The 19,664-nt window shown below is 71.0% G+C and carries 17 protein-coding genes; 8 read left to right on the top strand and 9 right to left on the bottom strand.

All coding sequences use genetic code 11. The features are described from left to right. Window positions 1-57: 57 nt before the first annotated feature. The 4 genes from RNB18_RS25025 to RNB18_RS25010 are packed head-to-tail and all read left to right on the top strand — an operon-like array spanning window position 58 to window position 4,324. Window positions 58-1,410 carry an aromatic ring-hydroxylating oxygenase subunit alpha gene (locus RNB18_RS25025; protein WP_311716345.1) on the top strand — a complete coding sequence of 451 codons (1,353 nt, stop codon included), beginning with the start codon at window positions 58-60 and terminating at the stop codon, window positions 1,408-1,410. Continuing rightward, a complete protein-coding gene (locus tag RNB18_RS25020) occupies window positions 1,407-1,931 on the top strand; it encodes an aromatic-ring-hydroxylating dioxygenase subunit beta (protein ID WP_311716344.1) in 525 nt (174 codons plus the stop codon). The genes RNB18_RS25025 and RNB18_RS25020 overlap by 4 nt, the downstream gene beginning before the upstream one ends. A 21-nt stretch (window positions 1,932-1,952) precedes the next feature. Beyond that, window positions 1,953-3,164 carry a Dabb family protein gene (locus RNB18_RS25015; protein ID WP_311716343.1) on the top strand — a complete coding sequence of 404 codons (1,212 nt, stop codon included), beginning with the start codon at window positions 1,953-1,955 and terminating at the stop codon, window positions 3,162-3,164. Beyond that, window positions 3,161-4,324 carry a hypothetical protein gene (locus RNB18_RS25010; RefSeq protein ID WP_311716342.1) on the top strand — a complete coding sequence of 388 codons (1,164 nt, stop codon included), beginning with the start codon at window positions 3,161-3,163 and terminating at the stop codon, window positions 4,322-4,324. The genes RNB18_RS25015 and RNB18_RS25010 overlap by 4 nt, the downstream gene beginning before the upstream one ends. A 129-nt stretch (window positions 4,325-4,453) precedes the next feature. On the opposite strand, the gene RNB18_RS25005 is transcribed toward RNB18_RS25010, so the two are convergent. Both RNB18_RS25005 and RNB18_RS25000 read right to left on the bottom strand, forming a co-directional pair. Further along, window positions 4,454-5,527: a TauD/TfdA family dioxygenase gene (locus RNB18_RS25005; protein WP_311716341.1), complete on the bottom strand. Its 1,074-nt coding sequence runs from the start codon at window positions 5,525-5,527 to the stop codon at window positions 4,454-4,456. A gap of 124 nt (window positions 5,528-5,651) precedes the next feature. Further along, window positions 5,652-5,792 carry a hypothetical protein gene (locus RNB18_RS25000; RefSeq protein WP_266510399.1) on the bottom strand — a complete coding sequence of 47 codons (141 nt, stop codon included), beginning with the start codon at window positions 5,790-5,792 and terminating at the stop codon, window positions 5,652-5,654. A gap of 253 nt (window positions 5,793-6,045) precedes the next feature. On the opposite strand from RNB18_RS25000, the gene RNB18_RS24995 reads away from it, so the two are divergent. Continuing rightward, on the top strand, window positions 6,046-8,100 hold the full coding sequence (locus RNB18_RS24995) for a phosphocholine-specific phospholipase C (protein WP_311716340.1): 2,055 nt from the start codon (window positions 6,046-6,048) through the stop codon (window positions 8,098-8,100). 63 nt (window positions 8,101-8,163) lie between these two features. Continuing rightward, entirely contained in the window at window positions 8,164-9,027 is an 864-nt protein-coding gene (locus tag RNB18_RS24990) for a phospholipid scramblase-related protein (RefSeq protein ID WP_311716339.1), read from the top strand. 23 nt (window positions 9,028-9,050) lie between these two features. On the opposite strand, the gene RNB18_RS24985 is transcribed toward RNB18_RS24990, so the two are convergent. Together RNB18_RS24985 and RNB18_RS24980 are read right to left on the bottom strand one after the other, a co-directional pair. Continuing rightward, window positions 9,051-10,025, bottom strand: coding sequence for a DMT family protein (locus RNB18_RS24985; RefSeq protein ID WP_311716338.1), 975 nt, complete (start codon window positions 10,023-10,025; stop codon window positions 9,051-9,053). Further along, entirely contained in the window at window positions 10,022-10,825 is an 804-nt protein-coding gene (locus tag RNB18_RS24980) for a phosphatase PAP2 family protein (protein WP_311716337.1), read from the bottom strand. The genes RNB18_RS24985 and RNB18_RS24980 overlap by 4 nt, the downstream gene beginning before the upstream one ends. Before the next feature lie 232 nt (window positions 10,826-11,057). On the opposite strand from RNB18_RS24980, the gene RNB18_RS24975 reads away from it, so the two are divergent. Then, a complete protein-coding gene (locus RNB18_RS24975) occupies window positions 11,058-11,672 on the top strand; it encodes a TetR/AcrR family transcriptional regulator (RefSeq protein WP_311716336.1) in 615 nt (204 codons plus the stop codon). 150 nt (window positions 11,673-11,822) lie between these two features. Here the strand turns inward: RNB18_RS24975 and RNB18_RS24970 are convergent, their stop codons facing one another. Then, window positions 11,823-12,833 carry a DUF2510 domain-containing protein gene (locus tag RNB18_RS24970; RefSeq protein WP_311716335.1) on the bottom strand — a complete coding sequence of 337 codons (1,011 nt, stop codon included), beginning with the start codon at window positions 12,831-12,833 and terminating at the stop codon, window positions 11,823-11,825. 252 nt (window positions 12,834-13,085) lie between these two features. Between RNB18_RS24970 and RNB18_RS24965 the strand changes: the two genes are divergently transcribed. Continuing rightward, window positions 13,086-15,755 carry an ATP-binding protein gene (locus RNB18_RS24965; RefSeq protein ID WP_311716334.1) on the top strand — a complete coding sequence of 890 codons (2,670 nt, stop codon included), beginning with the start codon at window positions 13,086-13,088 and terminating at the stop codon, window positions 15,753-15,755. A 4-nt stretch (window positions 15,756-15,759) separates the two neighbouring features. Here the strand turns inward: RNB18_RS24965 and RNB18_RS24960 are convergent, their stop codons facing one another. Genes RNB18_RS24960 through pcaG form a run of 4 tightly spaced genes read right to left on the bottom strand, consistent with a single transcriptional unit; the run spans window position 15,760 to window position 19,660 of the window. Next, window positions 15,760-16,551: an SDR family NAD(P)-dependent oxidoreductase gene (locus RNB18_RS24960; protein ID WP_311716333.1), complete on the bottom strand. Its 792-nt coding sequence runs from the start codon at window positions 16,549-16,551 to the stop codon at window positions 15,760-15,762. 60 nt (window positions 16,552-16,611) lie between these two features. Next, window positions 16,612-17,730, bottom strand: coding sequence for a bifunctional 3-oxoadipate enol-lactonase/4-carboxymuconolactone decarboxylase PcaDC (gene pcaDC / locus RNB18_RS24955; protein WP_311716332.1), 1,119 nt, complete (start codon window positions 17,728-17,730; stop codon window positions 16,612-16,614). Further along, complete coding sequence (gene pcaB, locus RNB18_RS24950; protein ID WP_311716331.1) at window positions 17,727-19,058, bottom strand: 3-carboxy-cis,cis-muconate cycloisomerase; 1,332 nt, start codon at window positions 19,056-19,058, stop codon at window positions 17,727-17,729. The genes pcaDC and pcaB overlap by 4 nt, the downstream gene beginning before the upstream one ends. After that, window positions 19,055-19,660: a protocatechuate 3,4-dioxygenase subunit alpha gene (gene pcaG / locus RNB18_RS24945; RefSeq protein ID WP_311716330.1), complete on the bottom strand. Its 606-nt coding sequence runs from the start codon at window positions 19,658-19,660 to the stop codon at window positions 19,055-19,057. Before pcaG ends, pcaB begins: the two co-directional genes overlap by 4 nt. Window positions 19,661-19,664 lie beyond the last annotated feature (4 nt).

Below are 19,664 nucleotides of genomic sequence, written 5' to 3'. Positions count from 1 at the left end.
AGATGGCGTCTCACAACACGCCACTCGGGTCGGGACTTGTGAGAGGCATACGCCGTAATGGGAAGCAACCCCCGGACCGTCCCAGCACCGATGATCGTCGAGGACTGGGACCGGCTCACCTTCCGGGTCAACCGCGAGGCCTACCGCAGCGCGGAGATCTTCACCCGGGAACGCGGCTGGGTATGGACACACACCTGGCTCTACCTCGGCCACGAGACCGAGATCCCCAACCCCAACGACTTCAAGGTCCGCACCCTCGGCGGCCGGCCGCTGATCTTCTGCCGGGACACCGCCGGCGAAGTGCATGCCTTCCTGAACTCCTGCCCGCACCGCGGCACGGTGCTGTGCCGCGAGAACGAGGGCTCGACCAGGCTCTTCCAGTGCTTCTACCACGCCTGGACATTCCGCAACAACGGTGACCTGGCCGCCATCCCCGACGCCGACGCGTACGAGTCGACTGACGAGTTCAAGGCCTCCATGGGGCTGCGCGGTGTCCCGCGCCTGGAGATCCACGAGGGATACGTCTTCGTCGCGTTCGACCCCGACGTCCCGCCGCTGCTCGAGCACCTCGGCGACGCAGCCGACTACATGACGATGATCGAACAGCAGCACGTCGGCGGCATGACCACGCTGCCCGGCACCCAGCAGTACAGCGTGCGGGGCAACTGGAAACTCGCCGTCGAGAACGCGATGGACGGCTACCACTTCGCACCGACCCACAACACATTCGTGGGCTACCTGCGCGAGAGCGGCTTCGCCGTCACCGACGACAATCAGTACGCGTACAACCTCGGCAACGGCCACGGACTGCTGGTCCTGACCGGGCACGGCGGGCGCATCAGCATGCTCTGGGAACCGCGCTTCGGCGAGGACGAGCGGGTGCGCACCGAGCAGCACCGGGCCGAGATGACCGAGCGGCTGGGAGAGAAGCGGGCGCACTACGTGGCCGACGAGAGCCACATCCTGTTCGTGTTCCCGAACCTGCTCCTGTTCGACATCGAGGGGCTGTCGATCCGGCAGCTGGAGCCGGTGGCGCCCGACCAGACCGACGTGCGTGCCTGGCAACTGGTCCCGCGCGACGAGGACCCGGCCGCGCGCGCCCTGCGCATGAAGACGGTCGTCAGCTTCGTCGGCCCGGGCGGGCTCGCCACGCCGGACGACATCGAGGCGTACGAGGCGGTCCAGCGCGGCATCCAGGCCACGGCGGGGACCGCTGTGCCCGAGCTGGACTACAGCGACATGTCACGCGGCATGGCCGACGAGGTCAAGGGCGTACAGGGCAGGTCGACCGACGAAGGTGCGATGCGGGGCTTCTGGCGGCACTGGATCGACGCCGTCGGGCTCGATGACGGCCTCCAGGTCCACGGCGAGCGACCGGCGTCCTTCCTCGCAGGCAGGGACATGCGATGACCACGATCACCAACACCCACTCCGTGCAGTGCCAGGGACGCGTCATCACCCGCCCGGAGGTGGAGGACTTCCTCTACGCCGAGGCGGACATCCTCGATCACTGGGACTACGACGGCTGGCTGGCCCTCTTCGAGCCCGGTGCCCGCTACGAGATCCCCACGACCGACTACCGCCCCGGCTGGTCGCCGCACGAGACCGGTTCCTTCGTCGACGACGACTGGGACCTGATCCGTGCCCGGGTCAAGCGCCTGAAGTCCCGCAAGGCGCACGCCGAGAACCCGCACTCGCGCACCCACCGGCTGGTGTCCAACGTGCGCTTGTCCGAGCACACAGAGGACTCCTTCCGGGTCGCGGCCTCCTTCGTCGTGCACCGCGCCCGCGACGGCCACTTCGACGCCTACGTCGGCTGGTACGAGCACGTACTGGTGCCGACCGAGGACGGACTGCGTTTCCGGCTGCGGCGCTCGATCCTCGGCCACGAGTCGCTGGCGGCAGGCGCCCGGCTCAGCTTCATCCTCTAGCCGGCGACGGACGGTGACCCGATGATCCGACACACCCTGTCCTTCCGCTTCGCCGACTCGGTCGACCAGGCCACGCGCGAGTCCGTGCTGGCCGAGCTGCGCACCTTCCCGGACCGGTACCCGGCCATGCGCGGCTTCGTCCTCGGCGAGAACGTCAGCACCCGCGACCGGACCTTCACCCACACCATGGCCGTCGACTTCGACAGTCACGACGACCTGCTCGCCTATCTCGGCAGCGAGAGCCACGAGAGCTTCGTGCACACGCGCTGGCGACCGGTCATCGACCGGCAGGCCATCACCTCGTTCGAGTACACCGAGCGCCCCTCGCTCACCTCAGGAAGGACAGCGCCCGTGAGCACCCGCCCGCACGCCCCGTACGGCATGGAGTACGCCCGGATCGAGGTTCCGGACATGCAGGCCACGATCGACTTCCTCGAGTACCACGTCGGGCTCCAGCTGGAGCAGCGTACGGACGAGTACGCCTACCTGCGCGCCGACATCGAGCACCACGCGATCGAGCTGATCAACGCTCCCGAGCGCACCGACGGGTGGACGACCGCGGTCGGCTACAGCGTGGAGAGCGAGGAGGTCCTGGAGCAGCTGCACAAGAGCGTCCTCGACGCCGGCCTCGAGGTCCTCGAACTGCAGGAGCGCCAGCAGGCGCTGTGCGAGAACGGCTTCGCGGTCAAGGACCCCAACGGCCTCATCATCGAGCTGTTCACCGAGTTCCAGGAGTACGCCGAACCGCCGCACATCGAGATCCGGCCGCTCGACCTCGTCCACCCCTTCATCGCCACGACGAAGTACCAGGAGACGCAGGACTTCTACCAGAGGGTCCTGCGGTTCATCCCCTCGGACTACGTCGTCGGCTCGACCACGTTCTTCCGCGGCGAGGACCGCCACCATCACAGCCTCGCGGTGCAGAACAACAAGGAGCACTTCGTCGCGCACCTGTGCTTCGCGATGAAGAGCCTCGACCACGTCATGCGGATGCGGGCCCGCGCGCTGTACAAGGGCGCGCCGATCGCCTCCGACATCGTCAACCACTCGGCGTCGACGTCGATCGCGTTCTACCTGCACGACACGCGCTTCGGCCCGCGGTTCGAACTGTGCGACCGGCACCGGGTGTTCACGCCGGAGGAGCACGAGACGCACCGGGCCCGCAGGATGCCGGCCGACCCGCGCAACATCGACGTGTGGCGTCCGGCGTCCGACGACTGGGGACGTTTTTGAGACAGCAGTTGCTTGACGTCCTGAGCCTGCTCGACACCGCTCCCGCCCCTCGCGGGCAGGAGCGGACGGCGGCCCACCGGCTGCGCACCTGGTGTGCGCGCCGGTGGCCGCACGTCGAGTGGCAGGTACTGGAGCACGGTCCCGCGGGCGGCAGCCTGGTCGCCGCGCACGGGGCCGGTCCGCTGCTGTACTCCCACCTCGACACGTCACTGGACGACGGCGGTGCGCACAACCACCTCGTCACCGGCAACGACGCGCCCGTCGCCCCGCTCGGCGTGGACGGCGATGTGGTGGCCGGCTTCGGTCTCGGGGTGGCCCGCGGGCCGGCGGCGGCGGCGCTCGTCGCGTTCGCCGAGGCGGGCGCCGGACGGCTGCTGCTCGCCGGCTCCGGTACGCACCGCCGCAGTGGCGGGACGACCGGCCTGGAGGCCTACGCCGAGGCGTATCCGCTGCCGCGCTCGGCGATCGTCGCCAAGTGCGGCCCGCCCACGCTGCTGTGGCACGAGCCGGGAGCGTTCTATCTGACCGTCCGGGTGACCGGCCGCTCCGGCGCCGCGATGATGCCGGAGTCGGCCACACCACCCGGGGGAGTCGTCGCCTCGGCCGGCGTCGTCCTGGACGAACTGGTCCGCTGGCGCACGGACTACCTGGCCGCCGACCCGCGGGCGGGGCAGACCGGCCGGGCGTGCGGCATCGGCGCGATCAGCGGCGGGTGGCCGGACAAGCCGGACCTGCTGCCGGCCCGACTGCGGATCGATCTGTACGTCGTCACCGGTGACCCGGTGGAGCCGAAGGTGCTGGCGGCCGAGCTGGCCGACCGGCTGCGGGCACGGTGTGCCCAATCGGTGCTGCGCGACTGCGTGTTCGAGGTCGAGGCCGAGCCGGTCGCGGCAGCCGCGGCGACGCCTGCCGATGCCCCAGTGGTTTCGGCAGCCCGGGCGGCCTGGCTCGACGAGTTCGGTGCGCAGCCGCCGCCCATCACCGGCTGGACGGGATCGACCGACGGCGTCGTGCTGCGTGCCCGCGGCGTCGACACCGTGCGCCTCGGCCCGCAGGCGAAGCCGGCCGCCGGCGATCCCCGTCGCGATGCCCTGTCCTTGGGGCAGCTGACCGCCTACGCGCGCATCTACCGCCGGCTGTTGACCGAGCTGCCGGCGTAGAGCGGGCGCAAGCGCCGTGCCGAACCCCGCTGTGGCAGACGACCGCCGCAGCCAGATGTTGCTCTGGCTGCGGCGGTCGTTGGTTTTCCCCGGCGGGGTCAGCCCGCCAAGGTACGGCTGGGCGCGGCGTCACACTCCCCAGTCGTCGTTGACGGTGACGGCGTCGGCGATGCGGAACCGGCCGCCGGGCACCAGGGGTGCGGTGGGCTCGCCCATCACGACGACGTGCTTGCCGAACCGGGGGGCCAGCGCCCGGCCGACGTCGCGCTTGAGCCACAGACGCAGCAGGTGGCGGCGGCGCTCCGGTTCCGGGTGGTCGATGTAGCTGGTGCGCGAGTGCAGTGCGGCGTAGTTGAGCAGCCACTGCACGTCCCCCGGCTGGAAGTCCATGTCGATCGGCAGACCGGGCTCCTGCGAGATCTCGTCGAAGAGGGTGATGGCTGCGGCCTGATCGGGCGTCAGCTGGGGAACCCCCGGGTACTCCTGGGCGCTGAAGATCATCGAGTTGCCCGCGTAGGTGCTGAAGATGCCGTCGACGTGGCTGATGATCGGCGACGTGTACGTGAGTTCAGGGGAGTCGGGGTCCTGACGCCGCCAGTCCCAGTGGTAGGTGTCGAAGAGCCGCGCGGCGAGGTCCGGCCGGCGGCGCAGCATCTCGTTGTAGATCGTCGTGCCGCTGACCAGGCTGGAGGCGCCACCCTCCTTGGCGCCGCGCAGGCACATGAGGGCGACGACGTCGGAGCTGTCCGAGTGGAACGGAAGCCGGTCCCGGATGCGGGAGGGCAGCGCGCCCTCGTCGGACATCGTCTTGTTCGACGTGGCGATGACGTGGTCGAGCAGGTCGCCCCGCTGACTCTGCCCGATCGGCCGGCCGAGGTGCAGGCCCATGATGAAGAAGATGGCCCCGGAAACGGCGTCGCCGTACTCCTCGGTGCGCAGGCCGCGCACCAGGATGAAGCCCCGGCCGGCGTCCATCTGGTGGGCGCACTCGTCGTTGAGGGCGAGACAGGCGTCGAACGGGTAGTCGGCGGCGGTGACGGTGCGCAGGTCGGGGTCGTCGGCGACGAAGCGCCGTCCCAGGTCTTCCAGCTCGGTGCGCTCGGCGTCGCTGAGTACGTGGATCCACTCGGTGGATTTCGACAGCTCGTCGCCACGCCAGGCGGACGGCCCGGAGACCGGCTGAAGGCCGACAGTGGTGGTCACGGTGATGCACTCCTCGAAGATGGTGAGGGGAACGCCCGTCGGTGAAGACACGACGGACGAAGAACGTCGACGGACGGCGAACGCTCGGTGTGGCGGGGGCTCGTCGCGTGGCGACGAACCGCACTCAGAACGGAGTCTGAGGCTCGCCGACAGCCGTGCCGGGGCGCAGTCCCTCCCGGGGCGGGAAGTAGCTGAGCGGCTCGTCGTAGGTCCGGCGGCCGGCACACGACACGAGCAGGACGCCGATCAGAGGGACTGGCCTCATGCTGGTCCCGTCCTTTCGAGAAGTGCCTCAACCATAGGAGACGTCCGCGGAACGGTCAATATTGCGAGACGGTGTCTCGTGATGCAGTACGCAATGGGCGGACGCGCTGCAGCCGACCACCTCCCGTACCCGCGACTTTCACATCAGCGCCACCGGACCCTTCCCTGGCGTTTGTTGCACTTGGAACACTCGCTGCGCGCACCTTCCGTCACGTTCCGGCCATCGGTGCGCAGGATTGAGAGGTCCCTCACCCATGTCCGACGTCAACCGGCGCAGATTCCTCCAACTCGCGGGTGCCACCACGGCCTTCACCGCCCTGTCGAGCAGCATCCAGCGCGCCGCCGCGCTGCCGGCCCACCACCGCACGGGGACGATCAAGGACGTCGAGCACGTCGTCGTCCTGATGCAGGAGAACCGGTCCTTCGACCACTACTTCGGTTCGCTCAGGGGTGTTCGCGGTTTCGGCGACCCGCGCCCGGTGACGCTGCAGAACGGCAAGTCCGTCTGGCACCAGGAGGACGCGAAGGGCAAGGACGTCCTGCCGTTCCGCCCCGACGCCGACGACCTGGGCCTGCAGTTCATCCAGGACCTCCCGCACGGCTGGAACGACGGACATGCCGCCTTCAATGGGGGCAAGTACGACAAATGGGTCCCGAACAAGAGCTCCACGACCATGGCGTACCTGACCCGCGAGGACATCCCGTTCCACTACGCCCTCGCCGACTCGTTCACCATCTGCGACGCCTACCACTGCTCGTTCATCGGCTCGACCGACCCGAACCGCTACTACATGTGGACGGGCTACACGGGCAACGACGGCCAGGGCGGCGGCCCCGTCCTCGGCAACGACGAGGTCGGCTACGGCTGGACCACCTACCCCGAGCGCCTGGAGCAGGCGGGCGTCTCCTGGAAGATCTACCAGGACGTCGGCGACGGCCTCGACGCGAACGGCTCCTGGGGCTGGATCCAGGACGCCTACCGAGGCAACTACGGGGACAACTCGCTGCTCTACTTCAACCAGTACCGGAACGCCAAGCCCGGCGACCCGCTGTACGACAAGGCCCGCACCGGTACGGACTACACCAAGGGCGAGGGCTACTTCGACCAGCTGAAGGCCGACGTGAAGGGCGGAAAGCTGCCCCAGGTCTCCTGGATCGTCGCCCCCGAGGCCTTCACCGAGCACCCCAACTGGCCCGCGAACTACGGCGCCTGGTACATCGCCCAGGTCCTGGACGCGCTCACCTCGGACCCCGAGGTGTGGGCGAAGACCGCCCTGTTCATCACGTACGACGAGAACGACGGCTTCTTCGACCACGTGGTCCCCGCCTTCCCGCCCGGCTCGGCCGCCCAGGGCAAGTCCACGGTCGACCCCGCTCTCGACCTGTTCAAGGGCGACAGCAGCCACCCGGCCGGCCCCTACGGCCTCGGCCAGCGGGTGCCCATGCTCGTCGTCTCGCCCTGGAGCAAGGGCGGTTACGTCTGCTCCGAGACGCTCGACCACACCTCGGTCATCCGCTTCCTGGAGACCCGCTTCGGTGTCCACGAGCCCAACATCTCGCCCTGGCGGCGCGCGGTCTGCGGCGATCTGACCTCGGCCTTCGACTTCTCCCGCAAGGACACCAAGCCGGTCGCCCTCCCGGACACCGACGGCTACGAGCCGCCGGACCGCGAGCGCCATCCCGACTACGTGCCCGTCCCGCCCGCCGTCGGCGCCCTGCCGAAGCAGGAGCGTGGCCTGCGCCCCGCCCGCCCGCTGAAGTACGCCCCGCACGTGGACGGTTCGGTGGACGCGGCGAGCGGCAGGTTCACGCTGACCTTCGCCTCCGGCGACAAGGCGGGCGCCGCGTTCCTGGTGACCTCCGGCAACCGCACCGACGGGCCCTGGAGTTACACCACCGAGGCCGGCAAGACCGTCTCGGACATCTGGAACTCGGCGTACTCGAAGGGGTCGTACGACCTGACCGTGCACGGCCCGGCCGGTTTCCTGCGCGTCTTCAAGGGGCCGAACGGGACCGCCGGTCCCGAGGTCACCGCCCGCCACGAAGGTGACGACGTCGAGCTGACGTTCACCAACAAGGGCTCGGGCACGGTCCGTCTGAAGGCCGTGAGCGGCTACGGCGACCCCGCGAGGACCTTCACCGTGCGTCCCGGTGCCACCGCCCGGCACACCTTCCGCCTCGGCAGGAGCCGTCGCTGGTACGACCTCACGGTCACCTCCGAGGCCGACCCGGCGTTCCTGAGGCGATTCGCCGGACATGTCGAGAACGGGCGTACCGGAGTGAGCGACCCGGCCGTAATCACCAGGTAAAGCCGCCGCAGGAGCGGTCGTTCACCTGGCCGGATCGCAGTGGTCCCGGGGTAGTGTGCCCCGGTGACCACGCATTCGAACACACCTGCAGGCTGGTACCCCGATCCGCACGGAGCGTCCCAGACGCTCCGTTACTGGGACGGGGCGCAGTGGACGCAGCACACGCACCAGGACCAGCAGGGGGCGGGGCAGGCCCAGGCTCAGGCCGTGCAGGCCCCGCCGGTCCAGCAGGCACCGCAGATACCTCAGCAGTCGGCCGGTCCCGACCAGCGCGTGCAGCGTCAGGTGCAGCAGCAGGCCGGGGTCACCGCGGGCGGCCCCGGCGGCGGCACGCTGTTCTCCGAGCCGGTGCTCGTGGTCAACCAGAAGGCCAAGCTGATCGAGCTGACCAACGAGTACAAGGTCATGGATCAGAACGGCAACCAGGTCGGCTCCGTCACCCAGGTCGGGCAGAGCGCCTTCCGGAAGATCGTGCGGTTCCTCTGGAGCATCGACCAGTTCATGAAGATCAGGCTGGAGATCCGCGACGCCCACGGGCAGCCGGTCATGCTGCTGACCCGGCCGGGGAAGATCTTCAAGTCGCGGGTGATCGTGGAGCGCCCGGACGGTTCGCCGGTCGGTGAGATCGTCCAGCAGAACATGATCGGGAAGATCAACTTCGCGATGATGGTGAACGGGCAGAAGGTCGGCGCGATCAAGGCGGAGAACTGGCGGGCCTGGAACTTCGCGATCGTCGACCACACCGAGAACGAGGTGGCCCGGATCACGAAGACGTGGGAGGGGCTCGCCAAGACGATGTTCACGACCGCGGACAACTACGTGCTGCAGATCCACTACCAGCTGCCCGAGCCGCTGCTGAGCCTGGTCGTCGCCACCGCGCTGACGGTCGACACGGCGCTGAAGCAGGACGCCCGCGGGTTCGGCTGAGCGTCCTGCAGCGCTGGAAATCCCTACAGCGGTGTGAGGTGCCCCGGCTCCGGCTGCCGGGGCACACTCATCTCCCGCAGCGCCGGTTCCACGGACATCTCCCGCAATGCCGGTTCCACGGACGCCGTCGACGGCTCCAGTGCCAGTACCGCCGCCACCGGGTGGTCGTCGTCCACCGGCACCGGGGACATCCGGGTCAGCAGCACCACACCCCATGCCGCCAGGCCCGCTCCCGCGAGTGCGAGCAGCACACCCGCCGCGCCGCCCCGCAGGCTCTCGCCCAGCAGGGAGAGGCCGATCACCGCGGCGGCCACCGGGTTTGCCAGGGTCACCACCGCCAGCGGGGCGCCCAGACCGTCACGGTAGGCGGTCTGGGAGAGCAGGAGTCCGCCCGCGGCGAAGGCCGCGACGAGCAGGGCCACGCCGATCACCTGAACGCTGAGAAGTGACTCGGAACGGTCCGTCGCGGCCACCGTCACGGTCTGGGTGAGCGCGGAGGCCACTCCCGAGGCGACCCCGGACGCCGAAGCGTGCCGTATACCGGGCCGGGCGCCGGGGCGGGCCAGCAGACCGATCAGGGCCGCGGTCACCGCCGCCACCGCCACCGCCTCGGACGTGCTCAGCACCTTCCCGGGCGCGGACCCCGACGCCACCACGAGGATCGCGGCGAGGCCGGCCAGTGTGTACGCGGTGCCGCGCCACTCCGTCGCGCTGACCCGGCGCCCCGCGATCCGCGCGCCCAGCGGCACCGCGGCGACCAGAGTGAGAGCGCCGAGCGGCTGGACCACGGTCAGGGGGCCGTACTTGAGAGCGACGACGTGCAGCAGGGCGGCCGCCGCGTTGAGCGCGACCGACCCCCACCAGGCGCCCGAGCTCAGCATCCGCAGCACACCCGATCCGGGGTTTCGGGAGGCGAGGCGCTCCTGGGCGACGGCGGCGGCCGCGTAGGCGACGGAGGAGAGCAGGGAGAGGGCGAGTGCGAGCAGGGTGGCGTTCATCGGCCGGCTCCGACCAGGACGTTCTCCTGGGGTTCGGCCGGGGCGAGCTTCTCCTGTGCCCGGCCTGCCGTGGTCGCCGTGCGGTGCGGCAGGTGGATCACCGCGAGGGCGATGCTGAGCAGGGCCGTCGCCACGACCGCGTCCATCCAGTAGTGGTTCGCCGTGCCGACGATCACCAGCAGGGTCACCAGCGGGTGCAGCAGCCACAGCCAGCGCCAGCGGGAGCGGGTGGCCACGATCAGGCCGATCGCCACCATCAGGGCCCAGCCGAAGTGCAGCGAGGGCATCGCGGCGAACTGGTTGGAGAGGGTGTCGGTCTGCGGCGGGCCGTACACGGAGGGGCCGTAGACCTTCGCGGTGTCGACCAGGCCGGCCGCCGCGAGCATCCGCGGCGGGGCCAGCGGGAAGAGGAGGTGCAGCACCAGGGCGGCGCCGGTGAGCAGGGCGAGGACGCGGCGGGCCCAGACGTAGTGGGCGGGGCGCCTGAGGTACAGCCAGACCAGGAAGGCGACCGTGGCCGGGAAGTGGACGGTCGCGTAGTAGGTGTTCGCGAGGTGCGCGAGGGTGTCGCCGTGCAGCAGCAGCGACTGCACCGAGCCCTCTCCGGGCAGATCCAGGACGCGTTCCCAGTGCCACACGCGGCCGGCGTTGCGGTAGGCCTCGGTGGTGTGGCCCGTGACCAGTTGCCGGCCGAACTTGTAGACGAGGAAAAGTCCTACGACGAGCAGGAGCTCACGGACGAGCGGCGGCCGCGCTATGGCGCTCGGCTTCGCTTCTGCAGGCTCGGTGCGGGCATTCATCCCCCGGCCCCTTCACTGATGGTGGTGCGGCTACTGAAATCTGAACAACTTGGTGACCCGTCCGGATTCCGAAACTCATCGATACGACTTCGTACCGATACGCCAGTGTACCGATACGAACGGGTACCGGTACACTGGCGTATCGATAGACATACGACACACTGGAATCCGGGAATGAAACGCGTCGGCCTCGAAGCAGGCCGGCCGCCGAGGCGGATGAGGGGATGAGCTGATGACGTCGCAGGCCGCGGACGGACCGGAGACGGTCGCCGCCTCGCGCCGCTCCAAGATCACGCCCGAGCGTGAGCAGGAGTTCTTCGACGCTGTGCTCGAACAGATCCGTGAATGCGGATATGAAGCCGTGACCATGGAGGGCGTCGCCAGCAGCACCCGCTGCAGCAAGTCCACCCTCTACCGGCAGTGGAAGACCAAGCCCCAGTTCGTGGTGGCCGCCCTGCGCTCCCGCCGCAGGTCGAAGTTCGAGGGGATCGACACCGGATCACTCGCCGACGATCTGCGCGAGGCCGCCCGGGCCGCGGGCCGGTGGTCGATGCACGACACCAAGCTCCTCCAGGCGCTCGGCCACGCCGTCACGCAGGACGCGGAGCTCGCGCAGGCCCTTCGCGAGGCACTGATCGACCCGGAGATCGCCGCACTGAGGCACATTCTCCAGCGTGGGGTCGACCGGGGTGAGATCGCCGCCGGACACCCGGCGCTGGAGTACATCCCGGCCCAGATGTTCGGCGTCATCCGCGCCCGGCCCGTCATCGACGGGGAGTACGCCGACCCGGACTACCTGGTCCGCTTCGTGGAGGCGGCCGTACTGCCGGCACTCGGCCTGACCTGAGACCCAGGCCCCCGTCCACGGGATGACTGGACGGTGACCTGCTCGCGCCGCACCGTGGGGACGGGGGCGGCGCGCACCCCCCGGCCGGGTGGGGTTCCTCTCGAGCGGAGAGGCCCCCCACCCGGCCGACCGGTGTCCGGGGGCCGGCCGTCAGACGTCCTGGCCGCTGCCACCGCCCGTCGACACCTTGATCCCCTTGGTGATGTCATCGATCACGGCTTGGCCCTCTTCGACGTCGACACCGAACCGCACCACCACGATCTGCTGCGGGTTCGCCGGGGACGGGAAGGCCAGGGACTCGACATAGCCGTCGGAGCCCTTGCTGGTGACCGCCTTCCAGCGGACCATGTAGCCCTTCTGCCCGGCCACGGTCACCGCCTTGGAGGCGAGGACGTCGTGCGAGGTGATCGAGCCGTAGGTCTTGCCGCCGTAGGACTGCTCGGCGTTCGCCTCGATGTCGGCCTTGGCGATCTGCTCGGCCGTGCTGCCCTTGGTGCGCAGCGCCAGGGCGGGCGCCGAGTAGGCACCGCCCTTCGTGCACTTCTCGGCGGCGTCGCCGGGGCAGGCGTAGGAGTCGTTCGAGGTGACGGATGCGCCGACCTGTATCTCCTGGCCGTACCAGTCGTCCGGGATGGGCAGGCTGATCCCGTCGATCGAGTCGGTCACCGAACCGCTCTCGATCCTCGGCGCCTCGGACCCCTGCGGGGAGGGCGACGCGCCCCCGGAACCCCCGCTGCCGCCGGAGCCGCCGGACCCTCCGTTGCCGCCGAACGGTCCGCCCTGGCCCCCGGTGCCGCCGGGCCCGCCCTGGCCCCCCGGCCCCTGCGAGTCGGCGGTGCCGCCGTTGCCGCTGCCGTTGTCGGCCAGCGCGTACACACCCACGCCGATGCTCGCCAGGACCACTACGGCCACCGCCACGGCTATGCCCATACGGCCGCGCCGCGACCCGGCGGGCGGCTGCACGGGATACGGCGGATAGGCCGGGTACGCTCCGGGGTCCCCGGGGCTCGCGACCTGTTCCGGGGGACCCCATGCGGCGGCCGATCCGGCGGGCCGGGTCCGCTCCGTCCACGCCTTGCCGTCCCACCAGCGCTCGGTGGCGGGACCGTCACTTGTCTGCCCGGGATCGGGGTACCACCCGGGGGGAGTCTCCTGCGTCATGCCCCCACCGTATGAGCCCTCGGTGAAAGAGGGATGAGAGGGGCGTCGGCCGATACCGCTCAATTCGCCCGATGGGAATGACTGACTGATGGTCAGCTCTGTTGACGGCAGGTCACGGGCAGGGCGCGTCGCCTGCCCGTACCCGAGGTCACCCGTGAAGGCAAGAGCTGCCCCGACCGCCCTCCCCTTCCGCACGCGGACGGCTACGCTCGAGATCTGTACGTCGTCCGGGCGACTTGGGGAGGTAGCGGGATGACGGAGGTACGGCCGGTTGCGGCCGCCCCGGCCTCGCTGTGGGAGCGCGACGAGGAACTCACCGCCGTCGAACGGGTGGTGGACTCCCTGTGCGCGGGCCGCACGTCCTCGGGCAGCGTGCTGGTGATCCGCGGGGAGGCGGGCTTCGGCAAGACCGCCCTGCTGGCCGAGACCCGCCGTATCGCCGAGGCCCGCGGCTGCACGGTCTGGTCGGCCCGCGGCGGCGAGACCCTCAGGTCCGTCCCCTTCAACGTCGTACGACAACTGCTCCAGCCCGCCCTGCTGTCGCTGATGCCCGAGGAGGCCCGCGAGTACCTCGGCGACTGGTACGACATCGCCGGCCCCGCTCTCGGCATAGCGGACCCGGGGGAGCGGCAGGCCGACCCGCAGGGCGTGTGCGACGGGCTGGTCGCCGCGGTGCGCCGGCTGGCCCGCCGGGACTGGCCGCTCGTGCTGATGGTCGACGACGCCCACTGGGCCGACCAGGAGACCCTGCGCTGGCTCGCCGCCTTCGTCGAGCGCCTGGACGACCTGTCCGTTCTGGTCGTGGTGGCGCGCCGCCCCGGCGAGGCCACCGCCGAGAGCGCCCGCCTCCTGGAGACGGTGGCCTCCGCCGCGGGCCGCCCCGTCACCAACCTCAGTGCCCTCACCCCGGACGCCACCGCGGGGCTCACCCGCGCCACCCTGGGTGAGCACGCCGACGCCCCGTTCTGCCGCGAGGTGTGGGCCGTGACCGGCGGCAACCCGTACGAGAGCGTCGAACTCCTCGCCAAGGTCCGGGACAGCGGGATGGAGCCCGGCGAGGGCTCGGCGAACGAACTGCGGGAGCTGAACCGCTCGGCCCGCGGCGGCGGCCTCGTCTCCCGCCTCGAGGAACTCGGCATCGACGCCACCCGGTTCGCCTGGGCGGCCGCGATCCTCGGCACCGACATCTCCGTCGGCCTGGTGGCCCGGCTCGCCACGCTGAAGCCGGAGAAGGCGGCGCTCTGCGCCGAACTGCTGCGCGACGCCCGTATCCTCACCGACTCCGGGACGGTGGACGGCGAGCTGGAGTTCGTCCACCCGCTGATCGCCACCGCCGTCTACGACTCCATCCCCGACGCCCTGCGCACCGCCATGCACGGCATCGCCGCACAACTCGTCACCGACTCCGGGCTCGGCGCCGCGGCCGCCTCCCGGCACCTGCTCAAGGTCCACCCGGACGACGACGAGGAACTCGTCGAGCAACTGCGTGAGGCCGCCCGCGAGCACCTCCTCGTCGGCGCCCCCGACGCGGCCCGCCGCTGTCTTGAGCGCGCCCTGGTGGAGCCCCCGGCACCCGAGGTCCACGCGCGTGTGCTCTTCGAACTCGGCTGCGCCACCCTCCTGACCGCCCCCGCCAAGACCATCGGCCACCTCCAGACCGCGCTTGCCATGCCCGGCCTGGCGGGCTCCGCCCGGGTGGACGCGGTTGTCCGCCTCTCCCAGGCGCTCATGCACAACAACCAGCTGGAGGAGGCGATCCGCACGGTCGAGGCGGAGGCCGCCCGGCACGAGGAAGGTCCTGCCAGACTCCGCCTGCAAGCCGTGCAGTACACATGGGAGGGGCTCTACCCGGGTGAGGCCACCTCCCCGGCGCGCTCCGAGCGCCTCGCCGCCCTGGCTGCCACCTGTACCGGCCGCGACAACTCCGAGCGGGCCCTGCTCATCCTGCGTGGATTCGACGCGATGGCCCACGGCGAGAGCGCCGAGGAGATCGCCGAAGCGTGCGACCGCGCCCTCGTCAACGGCCGCCTCGCACCCGGACTCGGCTGGACCGACACCGAGTGGGGCCTCGAACTGCCGCTGATGCTCGCCAGCGCCTACGCCTTCACGGACCGTCTCGATCGCGCCGAGGCCCTCTACACCGACGCCCTGCGCACCTACGAGTCGGCCGGCTGGAGCGGCGGCCACCTCGCGCTCGCCCATGCCTACGTCGGTCTCGCCCACCGCCGGCGAGGACGGCTCCGGGAGGCGGAGACCTCCCTGCGCGAGTCGCTCCGGCTCGCCGAGCGGGTGGGACGGGGGCTGCCGCTGCACTGGTCGGCGACCTGCAACCTCGTCGACACGCTGCTCGCGCGCGGGCATGTCGAGGAGGCATGGGCGATCGCCGAGCAGTACGGGTTCACGCCGCCGTATCCGTCCACGATCGTGCTGCCCGACCCCCGGTCCGTGCGGGGACGGTTGCTGCTGGCCGTCGGCCGGACCAAGGACGGCATCAACGAACTGGACGCGGCGGAGAAGGCGGCGGCCGTGCGGGGGCATCACAACCCGGTGCTGGTGCCGTGGGCCGTCGATCTCGCCCGGGCGCTCGCCGGTGAGGACCCGGTGCGCGCCGCTCAGCTGGCCACGGATGTCCGGCGGCATGCCGAGCGGCTCGGTACGGACACGGCCATCGGTGAGGCGTTGCGGTGTGCCGCCGCGCTGGAGACCGGGCAGCGGGCGGTGCGGTTGGCCGCGCAGGCGGTTGCCTATCTGGAGGCCTCTCCCTGCCAGTACGAGCACGCGGCGGCCCGGGTGGAGTACGGAATCGCGGCGCGGTCCGTGGCGGAGCTCAACCGGGGCCTGGCGCTGGCGCGTTCGTGCGGGGCGGACGGATTGGTGGCGCAGGCCAGGGAGGTGTTGGAGACGGGGCGTGGGTTGCGGTGACCAGCTACAGCGCGAGCAGTTGGTCCGTCAGCGTACCCAGGCGCTTCTGTACGTCCTTGTCGTACGTCTCCTCGTGCGCCCGCGCCGGACTCGTCCCGTCGAAATAGCGGCCCGTGCCCACGTCCTGGGTGGCCAGGGCCAGGACTCCCGGAGCACCGTCGGCGACCGTGGACCACGGGGCCACCCCGCCCTCTCGAACCATCGCGGTGTCCATGAACGTCGCAGGGTGGAGGACGTTCACCGCGATTCCCGTGTCCGCCAACTCCTCGGCCAGGCCGAAGGTGTGGGCCGCCAGGGCGAACTTGGCGCGGCAGTACGCGGCGAAGCCGGCGTAGCCGCGGGTGAACTCCGGGTCGTCGAGGGCGACCGGCTCCTGCCCCACCGAACCGACGTTGACGATCCGGGACGGGGTGTTCGCCTTGAGCGTCGGCAGCAGTGCACGCGTCAGGGCGACAGGCGCCAAGTAGTTGACCGCCAGGCGCAGTTCGTGACCGTCGATGCTCACCTCCCAGCCCGAGCCGGGCGAACCCGCGCCCACGCCCGCGTTGTTGATCAGGACATCGAGTCCGGGGTGGGCCTCGGCGACCCTCGCGCCCAGATCGCGCACCTGGGCCAGGGACGCCAGGTCGGCCACGAAGCCCTCGGCCTGCCCCTCGGACCGCAGCTCCGCCACCAGACTCCCGGTGCGGCCCGGGTCACGACCGTGGGCGAGGACGGTGTGGCCGGAGCGGACCAGTTCGAAGGCGACGTAGCGGCCGAGACCTGAGGTGGCACCAGTGATCAGAATCGTGGACATGCTCCCACCGTAGGCACACGAGGGGAGCATGCGCTGCTCTCGAAGCTGCTACCGCTGGGGTCACCCTTCTTCTTCGGCGAGCACCCGCTGCGCCGTGGCGAACGCGGAGTTCGCCGCCGGTACCCCGCAGTAGACGGCCGTCTGGAGCAGTACGGCCCCGATCTCCTCCGGCGTGAGCCCGTTGCGCCGCGCCGCGCGCACATGCATGGCCAGTTCGTCGTAGTGGCCGTGCGCGACCAGTGCCGTCAGTGTGATCATGCTGCGTTCGCGGCGGCTGAGCGTCGGGTCGGTCCAGATCTCGCCCCACGCGTAGCGTGAGATGAAGTCCTGGAAGCGGGCGGTGAAGGGGGTCTGCCGGGCCTGGGCCCGGTCCACGTGCGGGTCCCCGAGCACCTCGCGCCGCACCTCCATGCCCCGCCTGGCACCCCCGCCGAGGTGTGCGCGCAGGCTGGTGAGGACGGCTTCCGGGCACTGGGCCGGTGCCAGGTGCGAGGCCCCCGGGAGTTCGACGAGCGTGGCGCGCGGCACCGCGTCGGCGATCTCCCGCAGATGGGGCGGCGGGGTCGCCGGGTCCTGACGGCCGGCGATCAGCAGGGTCGGCGCGGAGATCTCGGCCAGCCGGTCGCGCAGGTCGAAGGAGGCCAGGGCGTCACAGCAGGCGGCGTACGACGACGGATCGGCCTCGGCGTGGTCGCGGATCAGTTCCGGGACGCTGAAGTCACCCGCGAACCAACGGGAGTTCGCGCTCTCCAGCAGCCACTCCAGCCCCTCCCGACGGACCCGCTCGGCCCGCTCCTCCCACGGCTTGCTGCCGTTGAAGTGGGCCGAGGAGCAGATCACCGCCAGCGACTCGACGCGCTCCGGGTGATGTACGGCCAGGTGCAGGCCGACCGCACCGCCGAGCGACACCCCCGCGTACCCGAACCGCTCGATGCCGAGCGAGTCGGCGAGCGCCAGCACCAGGTCGGCGAGGCCACCCACGGTGGCGCCGGGACCGATCAGACCGGCCGCCGAACCGCCGTGCCCGGGCAGGTCCCAGCGGACCACCCGGTGGCTGATGGACAGTTCGGGCGCCACCTTGTCCCACAGGGCGTACGACGTCCCGAGCGACGGCCCGAGCAGCAGCGGGGGAGCGGAAGCGGGGCCCTCGGCACGGTGGTTGAGGAGTTTCTCGGTCAAGGTCGCTCCAGAGCACGGTCGGTGAGGGCTCCGGCGGAGCCGGTGTAGCGGGCGGGGTCGGTCGGCTCGTCGAGGTCGACGTCCTTCAACTCGGGCTCTTGGGACAGGAGTTCACCGAGTGAGCCACCTTCGGCGTACGTCCGTTTGGCGAGTTCCGTCAGCAGTGCCTTGGCGCGGGCGCGGCCCAGCACGGGTGCCAGCTCGGCGGACAGCCGCTCGGAGACGATCAACCCGTGGGTGAGATCGAGGTGTTCCCGCATGGTGTCGGCGTGGACCCGCAGCCCCTCGGTCAGTTCGGCGGCGTCCCGGGCGGCTCCGCCCACCAGTCGCAGCAGATCCCTGAGCGGCTCCCACTCGGCGTGCCAGGCCCCGGCCGGCCGCTCGTCCTCGGCGGCGAGCGAACTGTACAGCGTGGCCGCGAGCTGCGGCGCGCGCCGGGCGGCAGCGGCGATCAGTGTGGACCGTACAGGGTTCGCCTTGTGCGGCATGGCCGAGGATCCGCCCCCGCCGCCCTCCGCGACCTCGGCGATCTCGGTACGGCCCAGCACGAGCACATCCGCGGCGATCTTGCCCAGCGCCCCCGCGGTGAAGGCGAGACATCCGGCGAGGTCGGCGATCGGGGTGCGCAGGGTGTGCCAGGGGAGCAGCGGAGCCCGGAGACCGAGCTCCGCGGCGAAGGCTGCCGTGAGCGCCTGGGTGTCCTCGGCGCCGTACACCGTGAAGGCCGCCAAAGTCCCGGCGGCGCCGCCGAGTTGGACGGGGAGGGAGTCCCTTACGACTGCGACCCGGTCCCGGGCGTCCAGCACCAGCGCCCGCCACCCGGCCGCCTTCAGACCGAATGTCGTCGGTACGGCGTGCTGGGTGAGCGTCCGTCCCGGCATCGCGGTGTCCCGGTGCTCGGCGGCGAGCCGGGCCAGGGCCCGCTGGACGCGGTCGAGGTCCGCCAGCAGCAGGCCGAGGGTGCGTGCCGCCACCAGCATCGTCGCCGTGTCCAGGATGTCCTGACTGGTGGCGCCCCGGTGGATGTACGGGCCGTACGTCTCGCCGACCGCCTCGGTCAGGTCGGCGACCAGGGGGATGACGGGGTTGCCGCCGCCGCGCGCACGCCCGGCGAGGGACCGTACGTCGAAACGGCCCGCGTCGGCCGCCTCGGTCACCGCGGTGGCCGCCTCCGGCGGGGCCAGGCCCAGCGCGGCCTGCGCCCGGGTCAGTGCCGCCTCCGCGTCCAGCAGCGCCTGGAGGTAGGCGCCGTCGGCGGTCGCGGCGGCGGCGGGGGAGCCTGTCCACCCGGGGGCGAGCAGGCCGGTGTCCGGATCGGGAGAAGTCACTGGAACTCCAGGAAGACCGTTTCGCCTTCGCCCTGAAGGCGGATGTCGAAACGGTAGGTGCCATCGCCCTGCTCACGCGCGATCAGCGTGTCGCGCCGCTCCGCCGGTACCCGGGCCAGCAGCGGGTCTGCGGTCAGGGCCGCCTCGTCGCTCGGCAGATAGATCCGGGTGTACAGGTGCACCAGCAGCCCGCGCGCGAAGACGCACACGCTGATGTAGGGCGCGCTCCGGCCGCGCGTGCCCGGCCGCAGTGTCCGTGCGGTCCAGTGGCCGTTGGCGTCGGTCTGGATGCGGCCCCAGCCGGTGAACTCCACGCCGTTGCGGCCAAGGTAGCCACCGCTCGCGGGGTCGCGCCGGATCGAGCCGTCGACCTGCGGGACGTTGCCGTCGGGGTCGGCGCTCCACAGCTCCACGAAGGCGTCCGGCAGCGGGTTGCCCTCGCCGTCCGTGACGTAGCCCTGGAGCACGATGGTGTCCGGGTGGCCGATGGGCGCGATGTCGCCGCCGCCGGGGAAGGGCAGGGCGTGGCCGTAGAAGGGACCGACGGTGTGCGACGGGGTCGGCAGCACGGTCTCCGGGCGGCTTGTGTCGATCTTCGTCATGGCT

It is taken from the genome of Streptomyces doebereineriae, from assembly GCF_031845645.1.
In the GTDB taxonomy this organism is placed as follows: Bacteria; Actinomycetota; Actinomycetes; order Streptomycetales; family Streptomycetaceae; genus Streptomyces; species Streptomyces canus.
This window is presented reverse-complemented; position numbering and strand designations above follow the sequence as displayed.

Excerpts from the sequence above, each read along its gene's own strand:
- RNB18_RS25000 (WP_266510399.1), bottom strand. The coding sequence starts at position 5,792 with ATGAGGCCAGTCCCTCTGATCGGCGTCCTGCTCGTGTCGTGTGCCGGC.
- RNB18_RS24980 (WP_311716337.1), bottom strand. The coding sequence starts at position 10,825 with ATGAATGCCCGCACCGAGCCTGCAGAAGCGAAGCCGAGCGCCATAGCG.
- RNB18_RS24995 (WP_311716340.1), top strand. The coding sequence starts at position 6,046 with ATGTCCGACGTCAACCGGCGCAGATTCCTCCAACTCGCGGGTGCCACC.
- RNB18_RS25015 (WP_311716343.1), top strand. The coding sequence starts at position 1,953 with ATGATCCGACACACCCTGTCCTTCCGCTTCGCCGACTCGGTCGACCAG.
- RNB18_RS24975 (WP_311716336.1), top strand. The coding sequence starts at position 11,058 with ATGACGTCGCAGGCCGCGGACGGACCGGAGACGGTCGCCGCCTCGCGC.
- RNB18_RS24970 (WP_311716335.1), bottom strand. The coding sequence starts at position 12,833 with ATGACGCAGGAGACTCCCCCCGGGTGGTACCCCGATCCCGGGCAGACA.
- RNB18_RS24960 (WP_311716333.1), bottom strand. The coding sequence starts at position 16,551 with ATGTCCACGATTCTGATCACTGGTGCCACCTCAGGTCTCGGCCGCTAC.
- pcaG (WP_311716330.1), bottom strand. The coding sequence starts at position 19,660 with ATGACGAAGATCGACACAAGCCGCCCGGAGACCGTGCTGCCGACCCCG.
- RNB18_RS25025 (WP_311716345.1), top strand. The coding sequence starts at position 58 with ATGGGAAGCAACCCCCGGACCGTCCCAGCACCGATGATCGTCGAGGAC.
- RNB18_RS24985 (WP_311716338.1), bottom strand. The coding sequence starts at position 10,025 with ATGAACGCCACCCTGCTCGCACTCGCCCTCTCCCTGCTCTCCTCCGTC.
- RNB18_RS25020 (WP_311716344.1), top strand. The coding sequence starts at position 1,407 with ATGACCACGATCACCAACACCCACTCCGTGCAGTGCCAGGGACGCGTC.
- RNB18_RS24965 (WP_311716334.1), top strand. The coding sequence starts at position 13,086 with ATGACGGAGGTACGGCCGGTTGCGGCCGCCCCGGCCTCGCTGTGGGAG.